The organism is Enterobacteriaceae endosymbiont of Plateumaris pusilla (assembly GCF_012562765.1).
Taxonomy (GTDB): Bacteria; Pseudomonadota; Gammaproteobacteria; order Enterobacterales; family Enterobacteriaceae.
Genome location: NZ_CP046226.1, coordinates 424,129 through 443,191, shown reverse-complemented (window position 1 = coordinate 443,191; position 19,063 = coordinate 424,129). Strand labels below are relative to the sequence as shown.

General features: G+C 17.4%; 17 protein-coding genes and 1 other RNA gene. 8 read left to right on the top strand and 10 right to left on the bottom strand.

The window, feature by feature from the left end; all coding sequences use genetic code 11:
• Window positions 1-2 precede the first annotated feature (2 nt).
• The gene (gene priA, locus GJT83_RS02125) at window positions 3-2,186 is read right to left on the bottom strand and encodes a replication restart helicase PriA (protein ID WP_168892791.1); all 2,184 of its coding nucleotides are present in this window, start codon (window positions 2,184-2,186) and stop codon (window positions 3-5) included.
• A gap of 122 nt (window positions 2,187-2,308) precedes the next feature.
• Between priA and rpmE the strand changes: the two genes are divergently transcribed.
• Entirely contained in the window at window positions 2,309-2,530 is a 222-nt protein-coding gene (gene rpmE / locus GJT83_RS02120; RefSeq protein WP_168892790.1) for a 50S ribosomal protein L31, read from the top strand.
• Between the two features lie 83 nt (window positions 2,531-2,613).
• Here rpmE and rpmG read toward each other — a convergent pair whose 3' ends face one another.
• The 3 genes from rpmG to grpE form a co-directional block, all read right to left on the bottom strand.
• Entirely contained in the window at window positions 2,614-2,781 is a 168-nt protein-coding gene (rpmG, locus tag GJT83_RS02115) for a 50S ribosomal protein L33 (protein WP_168892789.1), read from the bottom strand.
• Between the two features lie 23 nt (window positions 2,782-2,804).
• Window positions 2,805-3,023 (bottom strand): 50S ribosomal protein L28, encoded by a 219-nt coding sequence (gene rpmB, locus GJT83_RS02110; RefSeq protein ID WP_168892788.1) that lies wholly within the window; start codon window positions 3,021-3,023, stop codon window positions 2,805-2,807.
• A 126-nt stretch (window positions 3,024-3,149) separates the two neighbouring features.
• A complete protein-coding gene (grpE, locus tag GJT83_RS02105; RefSeq protein ID WP_168892787.1) occupies window positions 3,150-3,791 on the bottom strand; it encodes a nucleotide exchange factor GrpE in 642 nt (213 codons plus the stop codon).
• Window positions 3,792-4,050: 259 nt separating this feature from the next.
• Here grpE and bamE point away from each other — a divergent pair, with 259 nt between their 5' ends.
• The 3 genes from bamE to ssrA all read left to right on the top strand — a co-directional run bounded on the left by bamE (window position 4,051) and on the right by ssrA (window position 5,303).
• Complete coding sequence (bamE, locus tag GJT83_RS02100; RefSeq protein WP_168892786.1) at window positions 4,051-4,380, top strand: outer membrane protein assembly factor BamE domain-containing protein; 330 nt, start codon at window positions 4,051-4,053, stop codon at window positions 4,378-4,380.
• Between the two features lie 87 nt (window positions 4,381-4,467).
• Window positions 4,468-4,935: an SsrA-binding protein SmpB gene (gene smpB / locus GJT83_RS02095; RefSeq protein WP_168892785.1), complete on the top strand. Its 468-nt coding sequence runs from the start codon at window positions 4,468-4,470 to the stop codon at window positions 4,933-4,935.
• Window positions 4,936-4,943: 8 nt separating this feature from the next.
• Window positions 4,944-5,303, top strand: a transfer-messenger RNA (tmRNA) gene (gene ssrA / locus GJT83_RS02090).
• Between the two features lie 32 nt (window positions 5,304-5,335).
• Here ssrA and typA read toward each other — a convergent pair.
• Window positions 5,336-7,165, bottom strand: a complete 1,830-nt coding sequence (gene typA, locus GJT83_RS02085; RefSeq protein WP_168892784.1) for a translational GTPase TypA — start codon at window positions 7,163-7,165, stop codon at window positions 5,336-5,338.
• 129 nt (window positions 7,166-7,294) lie between these two features.
• On the opposite strand from typA, the gene yihA reads away from it, so the two are divergent.
• Window positions 7,295-7,909, top strand: coding sequence for a ribosome biogenesis GTP-binding protein YihA/YsxC (gene yihA, locus GJT83_RS02080; RefSeq protein WP_168892783.1), 615 nt, complete (start codon window positions 7,295-7,297; stop codon window positions 7,907-7,909).
• 28 nt (window positions 7,910-7,937) lie between these two features.
• On the opposite strand, the gene GJT83_RS02075 is transcribed toward yihA, so the two are convergent.
• The 3 genes from GJT83_RS02075 to GJT83_RS02065 form a co-directional block, all read right to left on the bottom strand.
• Entirely contained in the window at window positions 7,938-8,807 is an 870-nt protein-coding gene (locus tag GJT83_RS02075; protein WP_168892782.1) for a 5'-3' exonuclease, read from the bottom strand.
• 28 nt (window positions 8,808-8,835) lie between these two features.
• Window positions 8,836-9,510 (bottom strand): DsbA family protein, encoded by a 675-nt coding sequence (locus tag GJT83_RS02070; RefSeq protein WP_168892781.1) that lies wholly within the window; start codon window positions 9,508-9,510, stop codon window positions 8,836-8,838.
• A gap of 203 nt (window positions 9,511-9,713) precedes the next feature.
• On the bottom strand, window positions 9,714-10,673 hold the full coding sequence (locus tag GJT83_RS02065) for an RluA family pseudouridine synthase (RefSeq protein ID WP_168892780.1): 960 nt from the start codon (window positions 10,671-10,673) through the stop codon (window positions 9,714-9,716).
• 86 nt (window positions 10,674-10,759) lie between these two features.
• Between GJT83_RS02065 and bamD the strand changes: the two genes are divergently transcribed.
• Window positions 10,760-11,476 carry an outer membrane protein assembly factor BamD gene (gene bamD, locus GJT83_RS02060; protein ID WP_168892779.1) on the top strand — a complete coding sequence of 239 codons (717 nt, stop codon included), beginning with the start codon at window positions 10,760-10,762 and terminating at the stop codon, window positions 11,474-11,476.
• 81 nt (window positions 11,477-11,557) lie between these two features.
• Here bamD and tyrA read toward each other — a convergent pair whose 3' ends face one another.
• On the bottom strand, window positions 11,558-12,673 hold the full coding sequence (gene tyrA, locus GJT83_RS02055) for a bifunctional chorismate mutase/prephenate dehydrogenase (protein WP_168892872.1): 1,116 nt from the start codon (window positions 12,671-12,673) through the stop codon (window positions 11,558-11,560).
• Between the two features lie 32 nt (window positions 12,674-12,705).
• The gene (locus GJT83_RS02050; protein WP_168892778.1) at window positions 12,706-13,773 is read right to left on the bottom strand and encodes a 3-deoxy-7-phosphoheptulonate synthase; all 1,068 of its coding nucleotides are present in this window, start codon (window positions 13,771-13,773) and stop codon (window positions 12,706-12,708) included.
• A 166-nt stretch (window positions 13,774-13,939) separates the two neighbouring features.
• On the opposite strand from GJT83_RS02050, the gene parC reads away from it, so the two are divergent.
• Entirely contained in the window at window positions 13,940-16,204 is a 2,265-nt protein-coding gene (gene parC / locus GJT83_RS02045) for a DNA topoisomerase IV subunit A (protein ID WP_168892777.1), read from the top strand.
• 407 nt (window positions 16,205-16,611) lie between these two features.
• Window positions 16,612-19,056 (top strand): bifunctional aspartate kinase/homoserine dehydrogenase I, encoded by a 2,445-nt coding sequence (gene thrA / locus GJT83_RS02040; protein ID WP_168892776.1) that lies wholly within the window; start codon window positions 16,612-16,614, stop codon window positions 19,054-19,056.
• Window positions 19,057-19,063: the final 7 nt, after the last annotated feature.

Sequence of the window (19,063 nt, the reverse complement as noted above, 5' to 3'; positions counted from 1 at the left end):
AATTAATATTCTATAGGGTCAACATCAATTATAAATTTAATTTTATTAAAATAAATAATTTTTTTTACTATTTGCATAATATTTTTTATAATATAATGTAAAACATTTCTTGATAAATGTTGTAAAATTATTTGTTTACGAAAACGAATTATTTTTTTATTTTCTAATAAATTAATAGGTCCCATAATAAAAAAATTTTTATCATTAATATATTTATTTAGATATATATCTTTTAATTTATTAAGAAATATTATTATATAATTAATGTTATACGATTCAGCTATTAATATTACATGACTACTAAAAGGAGGTAATAACATTAATTTTCTTTCTTTTAAAAGAAATTTTGCTAAATTATAATATCCTGAATCATTAATTAATTTATCAAAAAATTTATGTTGAGTATAATTAGTTTGTATAATTATTTCTTTTTTTTTATATATTTCTAAATTATTTTTTAATATTCTAAAAAAATATTGAGAAAAATATTCCATATAACGAAAATTTTTTGTAAAAAAAATATTATCTATTTTCAGAAAAACTATAAGGTTAATATTTAAAATATTAAATTTATTTTGTATAAAAAATGGTGAATTTATAAATATAATAGATTTATTATCTATTTTTTTTTCATATTCTAAAATACTATTTTTATTAACATATATAATTAAAATAGAAGGAAATATTTTATTTAAATAATGCATTATTTGAGCTATTTCTATAAAAATAACAGAAATAAAACGCGATTTACAATTTAAACAATATTTTATCATTAAAATTGTATTTTTACAAAAAGAACAATATAATTTTTTCTTTTTTTTATAAAAAATATAATTATTCTTACAAAAAGAACATTGAAAAATATAATAACATATTTTACATAAAATAGTATTTATTTGACCTATATCATTAACACATAACATTATATTATTTTTATTATTTAAATGTTTTTGAATTTTTTTTAAAAGTATATTAGAAAAAACATTTTTATATTTTTTATTATTTATATTTATTAAATTAAAATAATAATATTTATTATACAATATATTTATATATTTATCAGATAAAAATTTATATTTACCAATATTTATATTATTTAATGTTTCTAAACTTAAAGTTGTAGAACCTAATATTATTGGAATATTTTCTGTTTTTGCTCTTAAAATAGCTATATCTCTTGCATTATATCTACATTTATTTATTTGTTTATATGCTGTATCATGTTCTTCATTAACAATAATTAAACCTAAATTTAAAAAAGATGTTAATATAGCATAACTTGTTCCAATAATAATTGGAATATTTCCATTTTTTGTATTTTTCCAAATAAAAAAATTTTCTTTATTTGAAGTTTCAGAATTTAATAAATATATAGAAACATTTAATTTTTTTAATAAAAATTTATAAATATATAATATATAATATATTCTAGGTACTAAAATTAGTATTTGTTTTTTTTTATATAAAATAATTCTTATTATATTTAAATATAAATCAATATTTTCAAAAAAAACTAAACTTCCTGAGATTATCCAAGTAATAAAAATATTTATTTTATTATAAAATTTATTTAAAATGTTATTTTTATTTATAAAAATTTTTGAATTACAAAAAGTTTTTTTTTTATCTATAATAGGTAACTGGTTATTTTTTTTTTGTAAAAAACAAAAATTTTTTTTTTGTAAAGATATCATTATACTATTTGTTAGACCATAATAAGAAATCTTTTCATAATTTATTTTAATTTTTTTTAAAATATTTAATGCCATTATTTTTTTTAACGATTTTATTTTTTTTAAATTATTATTTAATAATTTTTTATTTAAAACCCAATATAAATTATAAAAAATATATTGGGAATATACTTTTTCTCTTAAATAAATAGGAAGTATTTGAAAAAGTATTACTCCAATAGAATATTGATAATATACAGCTATTTTATTAGCCATATTCCATATTGAAGTATTAAATAATGAATGTTTATCTAAACTTTCTTTTAAATATTTTAATTTATTTTGAGAAATATTTGTACTATGTTTAATATTAATAACAATTCCAATATATTCTTTATTTTTGATATAAACTATTACTCTACTTCCTAATACTATATTCATAGAATCTGGTAATAAATAATCAAATTTTTTATAAAGAATTTCATTATTAAGTACTATTTGAATTATTTTCATAAGATATAAAAAATTTTATAAAAAAATATAATTTTTATTGTTGTATTAAAAATAATATTTATATACAATAAAATTAATAATAAACATATAATTAAATCAAAAAAATTAAATGGTAATATTAAATGAAACAAAATATTCATCCTAAATATGATAATATTATAGCACAATGTTCTTGTGGTAATATAATACATACTAAATCAACATTAATAAATAAAAAAAAAATAAATTTAGATGTATGTAATTTATGTCATCCTTTTTATACTGGTAAACAAAGAATAATAGATACTAAGGGAAGAGTAGAACGTTTTAAAAAACGATTTAAACATTCTAAAATATTAGGTTAAAATATATTATTTATTTAAAATAAATTAATTAATCAATAATATATTTTTATATATAATTAATATTACTGATTAATTATTATTAATTATTTAATTTTACTTTCTTTATATATTATATGTTTTCTTATAATAGGGTCAAATTTTTTAAGTTCTAATTTTTTAGAATTAGATTTTTTGTTTTTTGTTGTTGTATAAAAATGTCCTGTACCAGCTGATGAAATTAATTTAATAATATTACGTGATTTTTTAGCCATAAGTACAATCTCTTTTATTATAATTAAAATAAATTTAATATTACTTTTTCTATACCTTTTTTATCTATAAGACGCATTCCTTTTGTTGAAATACGTAAAGTAATAAATTTTTTTTTACTTTTTAACCAAAATCTATGATAATGTAAATTAGGAAAAAATTTTCTTTTAGTTGCATTCATTGCATGTGAACGATTATTTCCTTTCATGGGTTTTTTACCTGTTATTTGACATATTTTAGACATATATAATTTTCCTTTTGTAATAAAAATTTAATATAAAATTTTATAAAATAAATTATTGAATTTTTTTAATATGCCCAATAAAAATTTTTTATTATTATTTTATAATGGGCATATAAATTTAATAAATTAATTAATATTTTTTTTTTTTGCAATAATTACCATTGCAGGTCTTAATAATCTTTCATTTAAAGTATAACCTTTTTGCATAACTTTTATTATATAATTATCTTTTATTTCGTTAGATTCTATAATAGACATAGCTTGATGTTTTGATGGATCAAAAGGAATATTAATTTCATTTATAATATTTATTCCAAATTTTTTTATTGTATTTAATAATGATTTTAAAGTTAATTGAATTCCTTCAATTATAGATTTTTCAATAGTAGTATTTTCTAAACTAATTTCTGCAGCTTTTTCTAAACTATCAATTACAGGTAATAATTCATTAATAAATTTTTCTAATGAAAATTTATAAATTTTTTCTATGTCTAATTGAGATCTACGTCTAATATTTTCTATTTCAGCTTGTGAACGGAGTTTAAGATCTCTTAAATTATGTTCATAATTTTTTATTTTATTTTCCAATTCAAAAATACGAAGTTGATATAAACTATTTTTTTCTTGAATATTTTCTATAGAACTTTCTTTTTCTATATTATTTTTTTTTTTATTTTTAATTATTTCATCTTGAATATTTTCGATTTTATCATCTTTTTTTTTTATATTATTTGTTTCAGAAACATCTAATGTTTTTTTGTTACTCATTTTTTTCTCCGTTTACATTATATTAGTTATAAATATATAATTTAATTAATGTAATACAATTATTATCAAGTTTTTATAAAAAAATTTTAATTAAATATTTTTTAATAATTATATTAAAAATTTTTAATTTATATTTAATTATATTAAAAATATTTTAATAAAAAATTAATTATTTTAAACAAAAAAATATATAATAAAATATTCATTTTTTAAATTAATAATAAATTAATAATAAATTAATATTCAAAGAGATATTTATATGAATTATAAAATGATTTTTATATTACCCTTTATTTTAATGTTATCTAATTGTACAATATTAAAAAAACTAATATATCAAGAAAATACTCATCAAGGAAATTTTTTAGATATTAATTTAACAAAAAAAATAAAAAAAAATATGTCTAAAAAAAAAATTATTCTAATATTAGGTTATCCAAATATTATTAATTATGAAAAAAATAATACTATTTGGTATTATATTAATATTATAAGATTAAATAATAAAATCAAACAAAATATAATTATATTAGTTTTTAATAATAAAAATAGATTAATTAATATAAAAAAAATTATACAAAATAAATAAGTTTTATTTATAATATATGGTACAATAAATATTGTTTTTTATGATAAGATAAAAAGATTAATATTATAAAATAATATATATATCTAAATGAAAAAAAATTATATTATTTTAAATAAAAAAATATATCATGATTTTTTTATTAAAGAAGAAATAGAAGCAGGAATTATATTGCAAGGATGGGAAGTTAAATCACTAAGATTAAATAAAATAACTATTAGTAATAGTTATGTGAGTATTTTTCATAATAGTACTAAAGTATTTTTATTAAATTCTAATATTAATCCTTTAAATACTATTTGTAATCATATTAAATATAATCCTATAAGAAAAAGAGAATTACTTTTAAATAAAAAAGAAATTTTTTTATTAAAAAATTATTTAAATTGTAAAGGATTTACTATTGTTGTAATAGGGTTGTATTGGAAAAAATCTTGGTGTAAATTAAAAATAGCTGTTGTAAAGGGTAAGAAAAAATATGATAAACGTCATTTATTAAAAAAGAAAGAATGGAATATAAATAAAATGCGTTTAATAAAAAAAAATATTAAAATTTAAAATAATAAGGGGCTGATTTTGGATTCGACAGAATTATAAAACTTAAGAGGCATGTCAAGGTTGTACGGTTGGCCTTGTAAAAAGCCGTGCTATAAATTTAGTTGCAAAAAACAAAAATTATGCTTTAGCAGCTTAAAATACTGTGAGAGCCCTGTTACTTATTATTACTCTCTTTAATAAGAGTTAATGGGTTATATATAAAGAGATCGTATATAATTTGTCTAGCATTATATATTAAAAAATAGACTATACGACATTGTAACTTTGTTCATCAGTTCATTTCGTTGAATAATAAGATGATACTAAACATGTAGATACTTATAGTGTAGTAATTTTGGACGGGGGTTCGAATCCCCCCAGCTCCATAATTAATATTAATAATTACATAAAATTTTTTAAACTAAATTTTATGTAATATTTTTCTCTGACTTTGTTTTAAATATTTTTTTCTAATTCTAATAGATATTGGAGTGATTTCAACTAATTCATCATCATTAATAAAATCTATTGCTTCTTCTAAAAGAATCTTTTTAATTGGAATTAAATTAATAGCTTCATCATTACCAGAAGCTCTCATATTTGTTAATTTTTTACCAGTTAAACAATTTACAGTTAAATCATTAAGTTTATTATGAATTCCTATAATTTGTCCTTCATAAACTTTATCACCATGATTAATAAATAATTTACCTCTAGCTTGTAAATGAAATAAAGAAAAACCTACGGCACTTCCTTGTCCATTAGAAATAATTACACCATTTTTTCTTTGTCCTATTGATTCAGATATTATTTTATCATAATGACTAAAATAAGAATTAATAATACCAGTACCTGAAGTTGCATTTAAAAATTCATTTCTAAATCCAATAAGTCCTCTACTTGATATAATAGATTCAATTATAATCCTATTATTTTTATCATATGTTATATTTTTTATAATAGCTTTTCTATTACTAATTAATTGAATTATATTTCCTTTTTTACTATTTTCAAAATTTAAAATTAATTTTTCAAATGGTTCTTGTAAAATACCATCAATAATTTGATTAATTACTTTTGGTTTAGAAATAGCTAATTCAAATCCTTCTCTTCGCATATTTTCTATTAAAATAACTAAATGTAATTCACCTCTTCCTGAAATACAAAAAACATTACAATTATTAGTTTCTTTTACACAAAGAGCAACATCATATAAACATTCTTTTTTTAATCTACGTAAAATTTTACCAGAAGTTATATGTTTTCCTTCTTTACCAGAAAATGGAGAGTTATTAACATGAATGAATATATTTATTGTTGGTTTATCTATTATTAATGGTGGTAATGGATCTATATTATTAACATCACATATTGTATCAAAAATTTTTACATCTTCAAATCCATTACCAGCAATACCAATTATATCTCCAGCTTCAGCATTATTAGAATATACTTGTTGTAAACCTATATTATAAATCAAATGTAATACTTTACATTTAATTATTTTACCATTTTTATTAGTTATTAAAACTAATTGATTATTTTTAATTGTACCTCTTTTAATTAATCCAATAGCTATATTACCTATATAATTATTGTATTCTATTTGAGAAATCTGCATTTGAAATGGTTGATTAATATTTACTTTTGGTTTCGGAACATAATGAATAATTGATTCATATAAAGCATTCATATTATTATTTATTTTATTAATTTCATAACCTGATATTCCTTTAATAGCTGAAGTATATACAATAGGAAAATCAAGTTGTTTATCAGATGCATTTAAGTTAATAAATAAATCAAATATTTGATCAATAACCCAATCAGGACGTATATCTTTTCTATCTATTTTATTAATTATAATAATAGGATTTAAATTATAATCAAATGCTTTTTGAGTAACAAATCTAGTTTGTGGCATAGGACCTTCAGTAGCATCTACTACTAATAAAACAGAATCAACCATAGAAAGTATACGTTCTACTTCAGCACTAAAATCAGCATGTCCAGGAGTATCAATTATATTAATTTGATATTTATTCCAAAATATAGATGTATTTTTTGAAAAAATAGTAATACCTTTTTCTTTTTCCAAATCATTAGTATCCATAAAACGTTCTTTTTTTTCTTTATAAAAATAATTTTTTTTATTTTTATAATTATCTGATTGTTCTAATAATTTATCTATTAAAGTTGTTTTACCATGATCAACATGAGCAACAATTGCTATATTTCTTATTTTTTTCATAAAATTTCCTTATAAATTAAAAATATAAATTTCATCATTAAAATTATATTTATATTTTTTAATATTATTTAACATATAACTAAATATTTAGTGTATATTAATTTTAAATTTTATTATAAAATATTAATTATGATAATTGATTTTAAGTCTATTAATTTTATTAATAGTATTTTAAATATAAATGAATTAACTAATGATAATGGAAATGAAATTGCTTTTATTGGATATACTAATGTTGGAAAATCAACAATAATTAATTTATTATTTAATAAAAAAATTTCTCGAACTAGTAAAACTCCAGGATGTACATATAGAATTAATATATTTAAAAATAATCAAGAAATTCGTTTTTTAGATTTTCCTGGTTATGGATATAATAAATTTTTAAATAAATCCAATTTTAATACTTATGTTTTTTTTCAAAAATATTACTTAATTAGAAATTCTTTAAAAGTAATAGTTTTAATAATTGATATTCGATTTTTATTCAAAAAAATAGATTTAATTTTATTAAATTTATTACTTAATAAAAAAAAATCTATTTTAATAATTTTAAATAAATCTGATAAATTATCTAATATAATTATTAAAAAAAAAATATTTATAATAAAAAATTTTTTACTAAATTTAAAATCAAAATATAAATTTAATTTAAAAATAAAATTTTTAATTTTTTCATCATTAAAAAAAGATAATTTGCATAAAATAAGAAAAATAATTAATTTTTGGATTAATAATTATTAAATATTTTATATATTAATAAAATTCATATTTATTTAAAATAATTCATTAATTTTTTAAATTCATATTTTTTAATTAAATTTAGTAAAATTTTTTTATCTGGTTTACAATATGTATTTAAATTATTTAAATCTAAATTAATATTAATATTTGTTTTAATTTTTGTTAATCTATGTGAAAGAAAAGCTAATTGTTTATTATTTAATAAACATTTTTTTATATATTTAATTCTATTAATATTTAATTTATTTATACAATTTAAATTATTATAAATAAATTTTAAATTTCCTACATTATTTATAAGATATATACTAATTTTTTTTCCAATTCCTTTTACACCTGGTATATTATCTATAGGATCACCTTGTAATGCTAATAAATCACTTATCATATTTGGCATTACACCATATTTATGGTATATTTCATTTGGTCCTAAAATAGAATTATTTATAGGATTAATTAAATTAATATTATCTGATACTAATTGAGCCATATCTTTATCTAAACTAAATATAGAAATAAAATAATTATTTTTAACAGCTTTGCTAGCAATAGTACCAATAATATCATCAGCTTCGATATTTTTAATAGATATTACATGATATCCCATAGATTTTATAATTTTATATAAAGGTTTTATTTGAATAATTAAATTATTTGGCATTTTAGTACGTTTTGCTTTGTAATTATTAAAAATTTTTTTTCTAAATGATTGACCTTTAGAATCAAAAATAATAATAATATAGTTAAATAAATTATTATTAATAATTTTATTAAACATATTTATAAAACCATATATTGCTCCTGTAGGAAATCCTTTTGTATTTATTAAATTAGGTAAAGCATAATAAGCTCGATATAAATAAAATGATCCATCAATCAATATTAATTTTTTTTTCATATATTATATAATTTTTTAAAATTGATATTTATTTAATTTTCTTTTTTAAAAGAATCTTTACAAGATTTATATAATCATTAATAAATGTATTTGAAGACGTAATATCTAATGTATCTAATATAATATGATAATTATTATTTACAATAATAAATGGTACTGATGTAATATTCCATGTTTTAGATAATTCTTGTTGTTTTACATTTAATGCTTTAACTATAAAACTATTCCATGCTGCATCATAAATATTTTTATCTATATTAGCTGATTTAATAAATATTTTTCTCATAGTAAAGTAATCATAAATTTTATGAGATTTTTGTAAACCTTCAAATATTGGTAAAAGAACTTTACTTTCAACATGTAATGCAATAGCTATACTCCAATTATAAGTAGCTAATTCAGATAATTCTTTATTTCCAATGTTATTAATATGGTATTTTTTTATTTTTAAATTTTTTAAAAATTTTTTATTTAAAAAATTTGTTTTATGAATCATATTATAAAAATCATAACAATGAGGACATAAAAAAGAGAAAAATTCTGTAATTTGAATTTTAGAATCTGGAATTAATTTTATATTTTGAGATTGTTTAATTAATTTATAATGTATATTTTTCACAAATTTTGTAGATGATAAACAAATATTAGAAAAAATTAAAAAAAATAAACTGCTAAATAATAATATATATTTTTTAATATTCATATTTTTATTAATAAAAAATTTTAATTATTAATATAATAAACTAAAGTTTTACATTAATAAAATTATTTTTAATATTAATTAATATATTTTATAAATTTATTTTTTATATCTAAGATAATATTTATTAAATAACAATTTTATTTACCATAATTTTATATGTTTTAAAAAAAATATATTTTTAATTTTTTTTAATATAAAAATATTTATTTTATTTTTTCTAGAATAGAAATTAGATATTGCATATCTTTAGGTAAAGAAGAATGAAAATTTAATGGATAATTATATATAGGATGTATAAACTTTAAATTACATGCATGTAATGCCTGTCTTTTTAATATTTTATTAAGTAAATATTGTTTATCATTCATAGTTATAATATTAATTTGTGATTTTTTATAGATAGGATCACCAACAATACTATGATTAATATGTTCCAAATGAACTCTAATTTGATGTGTACGTCCAGTACATAATTTAATTCTTAAATGACTATGATTTTTAAATATACGTTTTAAAAAATATTTTGTTACTGCTTGTTTACCTTTATGATCAATGATCATACGTATATTTTTTTTATTATAATATTTTCTAATTGGATAATTAATAATATCATTATTATATTTAATAATACCACTTACTATAGCTTCATATTCTCTTATAATATTATGTTTTTTTAAAGCTATTTTTAAATTAATATATGATAACATTGTTTTTGCTATAATCATTAATCCAGTTGTATTTTTATCTAACCTATGAATAATACCTGCTCTTGGTAAATCTCTAAGAAAAGGATAATTATATAATAAAGAATTAAATACAGTTTTATCTGGATTTCCATTACCTGGATGTACTACTAAATTAGAAGTTTTATTAATTATTAATAAATAATTATCGTCATAAATAATATTTAATGGAATATTTTGTGCTTTCCATAATATTTTTTTTTGTGATATTTTAATATTGATTTTTATTTCATCTTTTATAAAAATTTTTTTTTTAGGTTTATTTATAATAATATTATTTATTTTTATATTATTATTAATAATCCAGTTTTTTATTTGAGATCTTGAATAAAATTTAAATAATTTATTAGCAAGATATACATCTAATCTCATTCCAGCATCAGATTTATAGACAATAGTACTAAATTTTATTATTTTCATATTATATAATTTTATTAGTAGTAAATAATACAATATATTAATCATACTTATTTTAAATTAAAATTTAATTTCTAAAAGACTAAAATATGAAAAAATTTATAATAAAAAATATTTTTTATAATGTATTAATAATTTTGTTATTAATAATTATAACTAATTGTTCTCAATATAAACATATTAATAAAAAAAAAATTGTAACAAATTTTTTTATTAAAGAAAAATATTTGGAAGCAAATAATGATTTATCTAAAAAAAAATATAAAGAAGCAATGTTAAAGTTCGAACAAATTGATAAAATATATCCTTACAATAAATATACTCAAAAAATTAAAGTTAATTTAATTTATTTATATTATAAAAATAAAAAATTTTTTACAGTTATAGATTTATTTGATGAATTTATTAGAATATATCCTACGTCAAAATATACAGATTATATACTTTATATAAAAAGTTTATCAGAAATATCATTAAATAAAAATAAACTTCAGTATTTATTTGGAATAAATAAAAATAATTATAATCCTTTTTATATTAAAAAAGCTATATATGATTTTCAATTATTAATTAAAAATTATCCTAACAGTATTTATATACCTCTTATAAAGAAAAAATTAAAATTTTTAAAAAAAAATTTAATGTTATATGAATTAAATGTTATTAAATTTTATTTTGATAAGGAAATGTATCTATCAGTTATTCAAAGATGTGAAATATTAATTAAAGATTATCCATATACATCAGAAAGTATTTTAGCATTAATAATTATGGGAAAAACATATAATAAAATGAATATTATTTAATAATATATTATTTATATTTAGAAACTTAATATTAAAATTTAATATTAAGTTTCTAAAAATTGAAATTAATGTTTATTAATTTTAATTATTAATATGTCGTAATATATTATTACTTTTTGAATTTAAAGATTTAATATAATATTTAAACCAATTTTTTATTTTATAAAATATTTTAATAAGTTCTGTTTTATTTTCTTGTTCAATTAATGATAAAATATAATTTGATTTTTTTAAATAATGTTTTATAAGTTTTTTATTCTTATTAGATGACATAATAATATCAGTATATAAATTAGGATTTTGTGAAAAAAATCTACCTGTCATAATTAAATCTATATTATATACTGGAGATGTAAATTTTAATAATTCTTTTAATTTAATATTTTCTGTATATAAATGAAAACCATGTACAAATATAGAAAAATATCTTAACGATTGAATAAAAAACATATATTTATCATGTTCTATTTTATCTATACACTTTAATTTAACCCCCCAAATTTTTATCTGATTTAAAAACCAATCATAAGATTCAGGATAACGACCATGACAATATATTATTAATTTTTTTGCTAAAACATTATTATCTGGACTAAACATTGGATGTAATCCAAGTACGGGACCATTATGTTTTTTTAACATTTTTTGTATTGGTTTATTTTTTATTGAAGTAACATCTACTAATATACATTTTTTAGATAAAGTAGGTAATTTTCTTATTACATCATCTAATGATGATATAGGAACACTAATAATTATCATTTTTATATCTAAAAAAAAATTATCTATATTATTATTCCAATCTTCTTTCTCTAAAATATCAACTTTATATCCTGATAAAATTAACATTTTTTTAAATAATTTCCCCATACTACCTTTACCACCGATAATTAATATTTTTTTTAAATCTACATTTAATTTTTTAAAACCATTTTTATTTTCATTTTTATAAGATTCATACATTATACGATATAATATATCTTTAATTAAATTAGGAGATACTCCTAATTTTTGAGCTTCTTTACTTCTTAAATTTATTATTAATTTTTCACGTTCTGGAATATAAACAGGTAAACCGTAAAAACTTTTTAATTTTCCAATATTATTTACTAATTTTAAACGTTGTTTAATAATATCTATTAAATTTTTATCTAACTTATCAATTTGATTACGTAATGTAACTAATTCAGTTGCCATATTATTTTTAGTCATATTAATTTTATATCTTATTATAAAAAACGTAATGGAAGTATCTTATTTAGTTTATTATAAATTTTATGTAAAATTTTTTCTGTAGTTTCCCAATTAATACAACCATCTGTAATTGATATTCCATATTTTAGTTTATTATAATTATTTATATTCATTATTTGATTACCTTCATTAATATAACTTTCTAACATTATTCCTATAATAGAGTTATTACCTTTTTGAATTTGAGAAATTATAGAATCAATAACAATAATTTGACGTTCAAAATTTTTATTTGAATTACTATGACTACAATCTATCATTATATTAGATTGTAATCCTGCTTTTATAAGTTTTTTGCTACAATATTCTATATCTTTTTCATGATAATTAGTTTTTTTTCCTCCACGTAAAATTATATGACAATTTTTATTTCCTATAGTTTTAATTGAACAAACTAATCCTTCTTGGTTAATATTAATAAAGTTATGTGATATAGATGCTGATTGAATAGAATTAATAGCTGTTGTAATACTACCATCTGTATTATTTTTAAATCCTAAAGGCATATCTAATGAAGATGCTAATTCTCTATGAATTTGTGATTCAGTAGTACGAGCTCCAATAGCTGACCAACTAAAAAGTTCACTTAAATATTCTGGAGTATTAGGATCTAATATTTCTGTAGCTAAAGGAATTTCTAACTTATTTAATTCTAATAATAATTTACGTGCAATATATAATCCTGTATTAATATCATAAGAATTATTCATATAAGGATCATTAATTAATCCTTTCCAACCAATAATTGTACGTGGTTTTTCAAAATAAACTCGCATAACTATATATATAGTTTTGTTTAATTTTAAAGAAATTTTTTTTAATAATTTGGCATATTCTAAAGCTTCTTTAGTATTATGTATAGAACAAGGACCACAAATAACTAATATTCTAGAATCTTTTTTATTAATTATATTACATATAGTTTTACGTGAAAATAATATTTGTTTTTTTATATTTTCAGTAATAGGTAATTTTTTCTTTAATTCTTTAGGAGTAATTAAACTTTTTTTTTTAGTAGTATTATTACTAATTTTTTTTTGCATAATAAAATAAACCTCAAATATCAATAGTAATGTTATTTAATAAACGTAACATATATATATTAAAATACGTAAATACTTATTTAATAAATATTTAAATTTATTAAAATAATTTAAATATGATTTATGATAAAATTAAAAAATAAATGTTATAAAGAAAATAAAATTTATGAAAAAAATTATTCAGAAAAAAAAAGAAAAATCTATAGAATTATGTAAATTTGCTGAAAATGCTTATTTAAATTATTCAATTTATGTAATTTCAGATAGAGCATTACCGCATATTGGTGATGGTTTAAAACCAGTACAAAGAAGAATTATATATGCTATGTCCGAATTAGGATTAAAATCATCTTCTAAATTTAAAAAATCAGCTAGAACTATTGGAGATGTAATTGGAAAATATCACCCACATGGGGATGTAGCATGTTATGAAGCTATGGTATTAATGGCTCAACCTTTTTCCTATAGATATCCTTTAATAGAAGGTCAAGGAAATTGGGGTTCTCCAGATGATCCTAAATCTTTTGCTGCAATGAGATATACAGAATCTCGTTTATCAAATTATTCTAATTTATTATTAAATGAAATTGAACAAGGTACTGTTGAGTATATTTCTAATTTTGATGGTTCATTATTAGAACCTAAAATTCTTCCAGCTTGTTTACCTAATATTATTCTAAATGGTGCAATAGGTATTGCTGTAGGAATGGTAACAGATATTCCACCTCATAATATTAAAGAAGTAGCAACAGCAATTATTAAATTAATCGATTATCCTAAAAGTACATTAGATGATATATTAAATATTATTCAAGGACCAGACTTTCCTACAGGAAGTGAAATTATTACTCCTAAAAAAGAATTACGTAAAATATATGAAAATGGAAAAGGATCTATTAGATTAAGATCTTTATGGAATATAAAAGATAATTCTATAGTAATAACATCGTTACCATATCAAGTTTCAGTAATACGTATAATAGAACAAATAACTACACAAATAAGAAATAAAAAATTACCAATGATTGAAGATATAAGAGATGAATCTGATTATGAAAATTCAACAAGAATTGTTATATTTATTAAAAGTAATTATAATTATTTAAAATTAGAACAAATTATATACCATTTATTTTTTACTACTGATTTAGAAAAAAGTTATCGTATTAATTTAAATATGATAGGTTTAAATAACAAACCTTCTGTAAAAAATTTATTAGAAATTTTATCGGAATGGATATTATTCAGAAAAAATATAGTTAAAAAACGTTTAAATTTTCATTTAAAAAAATTAATAAAAAAATTACATATTTTAAAAGGTTTATTAATAGCTCATGCTAATTTAGAAGAATTAATAAAAATTATTCGTTTAAATTTAAATCCTAGTTATATAATTCAAAATAAATTTAAAATGTCTGAACTACAAACCGAAACTTTACTAAATTTAAAATTACGAGCTATTTCATTAATGGAAAAAAAAAAAATAATTGATGAACAATATCAATTAGAAAAAAAATATAATCATATTAATAATATACTATCATCAGAAGATGAAATGAATTATTTATTAAAAAAAGAAATATTATTAACTATAAATAAATATTCAAATAATCGTCGTTCTTTATTTAAAGAACGTAAAGAAGCTAAATTATTAAATGAAAATGAATTATTAGTATCTAATAATGAACCTATTACTGTTATTTTATCTAAAATGGGTTGGATTAGATCTGCTAAAGGTCATAATATTAATCCTATTAATTTAAATTATAAATCTGGAGATTCTTTTTTAATTTCAGTTAAAGGAAAAAAAAATCAAACAATTGTATTAATTGATTCAAAAGGACGTAGCTATAGTATTGATACTATTTCTTTACCTCCAGTACGTAGTCAAGGAGAGCCATTATCAAGTAAGTTAAAAATACCACAAGGTTCTGTAATAAAAAGTATATTAATGGAACAAAATCATAAAGAAGTTTTATTATCTTCTAGTTCTGGATATGGTTTTTTATGTAATTTTAGTGATTTAATTGCGTGTAATAGAAATGGAAAATCTTTAATGATACTTTCTGAAAAATCTGAAGTTTTACCTCCTTTAGTTATTAATAATAAAAATTATATGATATTAGCTGTATCTTCTGTAGGTAGATTTTTATTATTTCCTATTAATATTTTACCAAAATTATCAAAAGGAAAAGGTAATAGATTAATATTAATTGATAATAAAGATTTTATTCAAAATAAAGATAAATTAAAGTGGTTATTTATTATTAATAATAAATCAATTATTTTTATTGAATTAATTAATAAAAAATTTAAATTAAAATTTAATGAATTAAAAAAATTTTATGTAGATAAAATTCATAAAGGTTTTTTTTTCAATAAAAAAGAAATAATTAAAAATATTTTTTTAGATAAAGAAAAAGATAATTAAATTTTTTTAAATAATAATTTTTATAAAAAAATAATTTATTTTATTAATCTAAAATACTAATAAATTTTAAAATAATTAATAAAATTCATAACAGAATAATTTTTTATAAATAAAAAATATTTATCATATTCTTTAATATAGATTATTTAATTTTAAATAAAAAATTATTATATAAAATATATATTTTTAATAAAAATTATTTGTTCAAAATTAAAAATAATAATTTTAATAATTATTAAATTTTATAATAATAAAGATTATTTATTCATATTTGTTGAATTTATTATTATTTAAAATAAATAATTTTCATAATTAAGATAATTATAAAATAATAGTTTTCAATATTTAAAATATTCGGCATTATTAAAAATAATAATAATTATTATATTAAAAGTAGGTTAAATGAAATGCGAGTATTAAAATTTGGTGGAACATCATTAGCAAATGCAGAAAAATTTTTAATAGTAGTAAATATTATTTCTCATTATTCAAAAAAAGAAAAACTAGCTATAGTTTTATCTGCATCCGCAACAATTACTAATTATTTAGTATTAATAATAAAAAAAGCTATAAAAAATGAAAATTTTCAAATACATTTTATAAAAATAAAAAATTTTTTTTCAAATTTAATTGAAGAACTTTATTCTAAAGAAAAAAAATTAAATATTAGTAATATTAAAAAAAAAATAAATGATATTTTTTTTATGTTAGAAAATTTATTAAATGGTATTAGTTTATTAAATTTTTGTCCTGATGTTGTTTATGCTAAAATATTAGCTCAAGGAGAAAAATTTTCTGTTATTTTTATGAAAGAATTATTAATTTCTAAAAATTATAATATTTATATTATACATCCAGAAAAATATTTATTAGCTACAGGAAATTATTTAGAATCTAAAATTAATATAAATATATCTTCACAAAGAATAAAAAATATCAATTTATTAAATATTGATATTATTTTAATGGCTGGTTTTATTGCTTCTAATAAAAAAAATGAATTAGTTTTATTAGGACGTAATGGTTCTGATTATTCAGCTTCTGTTTTAGCATGTTGTTTAAATGCTAAATATTTTGAGATTTGGACTGATGTAAATGGTATCTATACTGCTGATCCTAATTTTATAACAAATGCTAAATTATTACCATGTATATCTTATAATGAAGCTAAAACATTAGCTTTTCTAGGAGCTAAAGTAATTCATTATAATATGATATATCCTATCTCAAAATATAAGATACAATGTGTAATAAAAAATACAATGAATCCAGAATTTTCAGGAACACTTATAAGTAAAAATAATAGTTTACCATTAATAAAAAGTATTACTGAACAAAAAAATATAGTAATGTTTTATATTTCTGGTAATAAAATTAAAGAAATACAATCTATAATACCAAAAATATTAGATATTATTTTTAAGTCGGGTATATCAATTTTATTAACAATACAGTCACCTTCTCAATGTGGTATTTATTTTTATATTTTTAAAAAAGATACAAATCTTCTAAGATCATTATTAGAAAATCATTTTTTTTTAGAATTTAAAAATAGATTAATTAATCCTTTATATATTTTAACTGAATTATCTATTATTTCTTTAGTTGGTGATAAAATTAATAATTATATTAATATAATAACAAATTATTTACATGCTTTTAAAATTGCAAAAATAAATATTTTAGCAATTTCACAAAATTTTTTTCAAAATTCTATTTCTATAGTAATAAAAAATAATTATACAAATAATATTATGAATATAGCTCATCAATTATTATTTCATAAAGAAAAAATTATTGAAGTATTTATTATTGGTATTGGAGGAATAGGTAGTACATTATTAGAACAAATTAATAATCAGCAAAAATTATTAAAAAATAAATTTATTAATATAAAAATTTGTGGAATTTTTAATTCTAAATCTTCCATAATAAATACTAATGGTATTAATTTAGAAAATTGGAATTTACAGATAAAAAATAATTCTCATAATAATTATACAGTAGAAAAATTTATTTCTAATATTAAACAATATAAGTTTATTAATCCTGTTATGATAGATTGTACTTCTTCCCAAAAAATTGCTAATCTATATATTAATTTTTTTAATCATAAATTTCATATAATAGCTACTAATAAAAAAGCTAATACATCTTCTATAAAATATTATAAAGATTTACGTATTATAGCAAAAGAAAATAATCGTAAGTTTTTTTATGAAACTAATGTAGGAGCTGGTTTACCAGTTATTTCTAATTTACAAAATTTAATAAATACAGGAGATAAATTAATTAATTTTATAGGAATATTATCTGGTTCTCTTTCATTTATTTTTGGTAAATTAGAAGAGGGTATATCTTTATCTAAAGCTACATATATGGCAAAAGAAATGGGTTTTACAGAACCTGATCCACGTATTGATTTATCAGGAATAGATGTTGCTAGAAAACTTCTTATTTTAGCAAGAGAAATTGGTTATAACATAGAATTAGATGATATTAAAATAGAATCAATTATTCCTAATAAATTTAATAATTTAAGATCAATTAAAGAATTTATGTATTTATTACCAGAATTAGATTTAAATTTTGAAAAAAAAATACAAGATGCTAAAAAAGAAAATAAAGTACTTCGTTTTATAGGAAGTATTAATAAAAATGGTAATTGTAAAGTACAAATTTCAAAAATAGATAAAAAAAATCCTTTATATGAAATTAAAAATGGTGAAAATGCTTTAGTTTTTTATAGCAATTATTATCAACCAATACCTTTGGTATTAAGAGGTTATGGAGCTGGACATAAAGTTACTGCTTCAGGAGTATTTGCTGATTTATTACGTATTATTATTTAATAAAAAT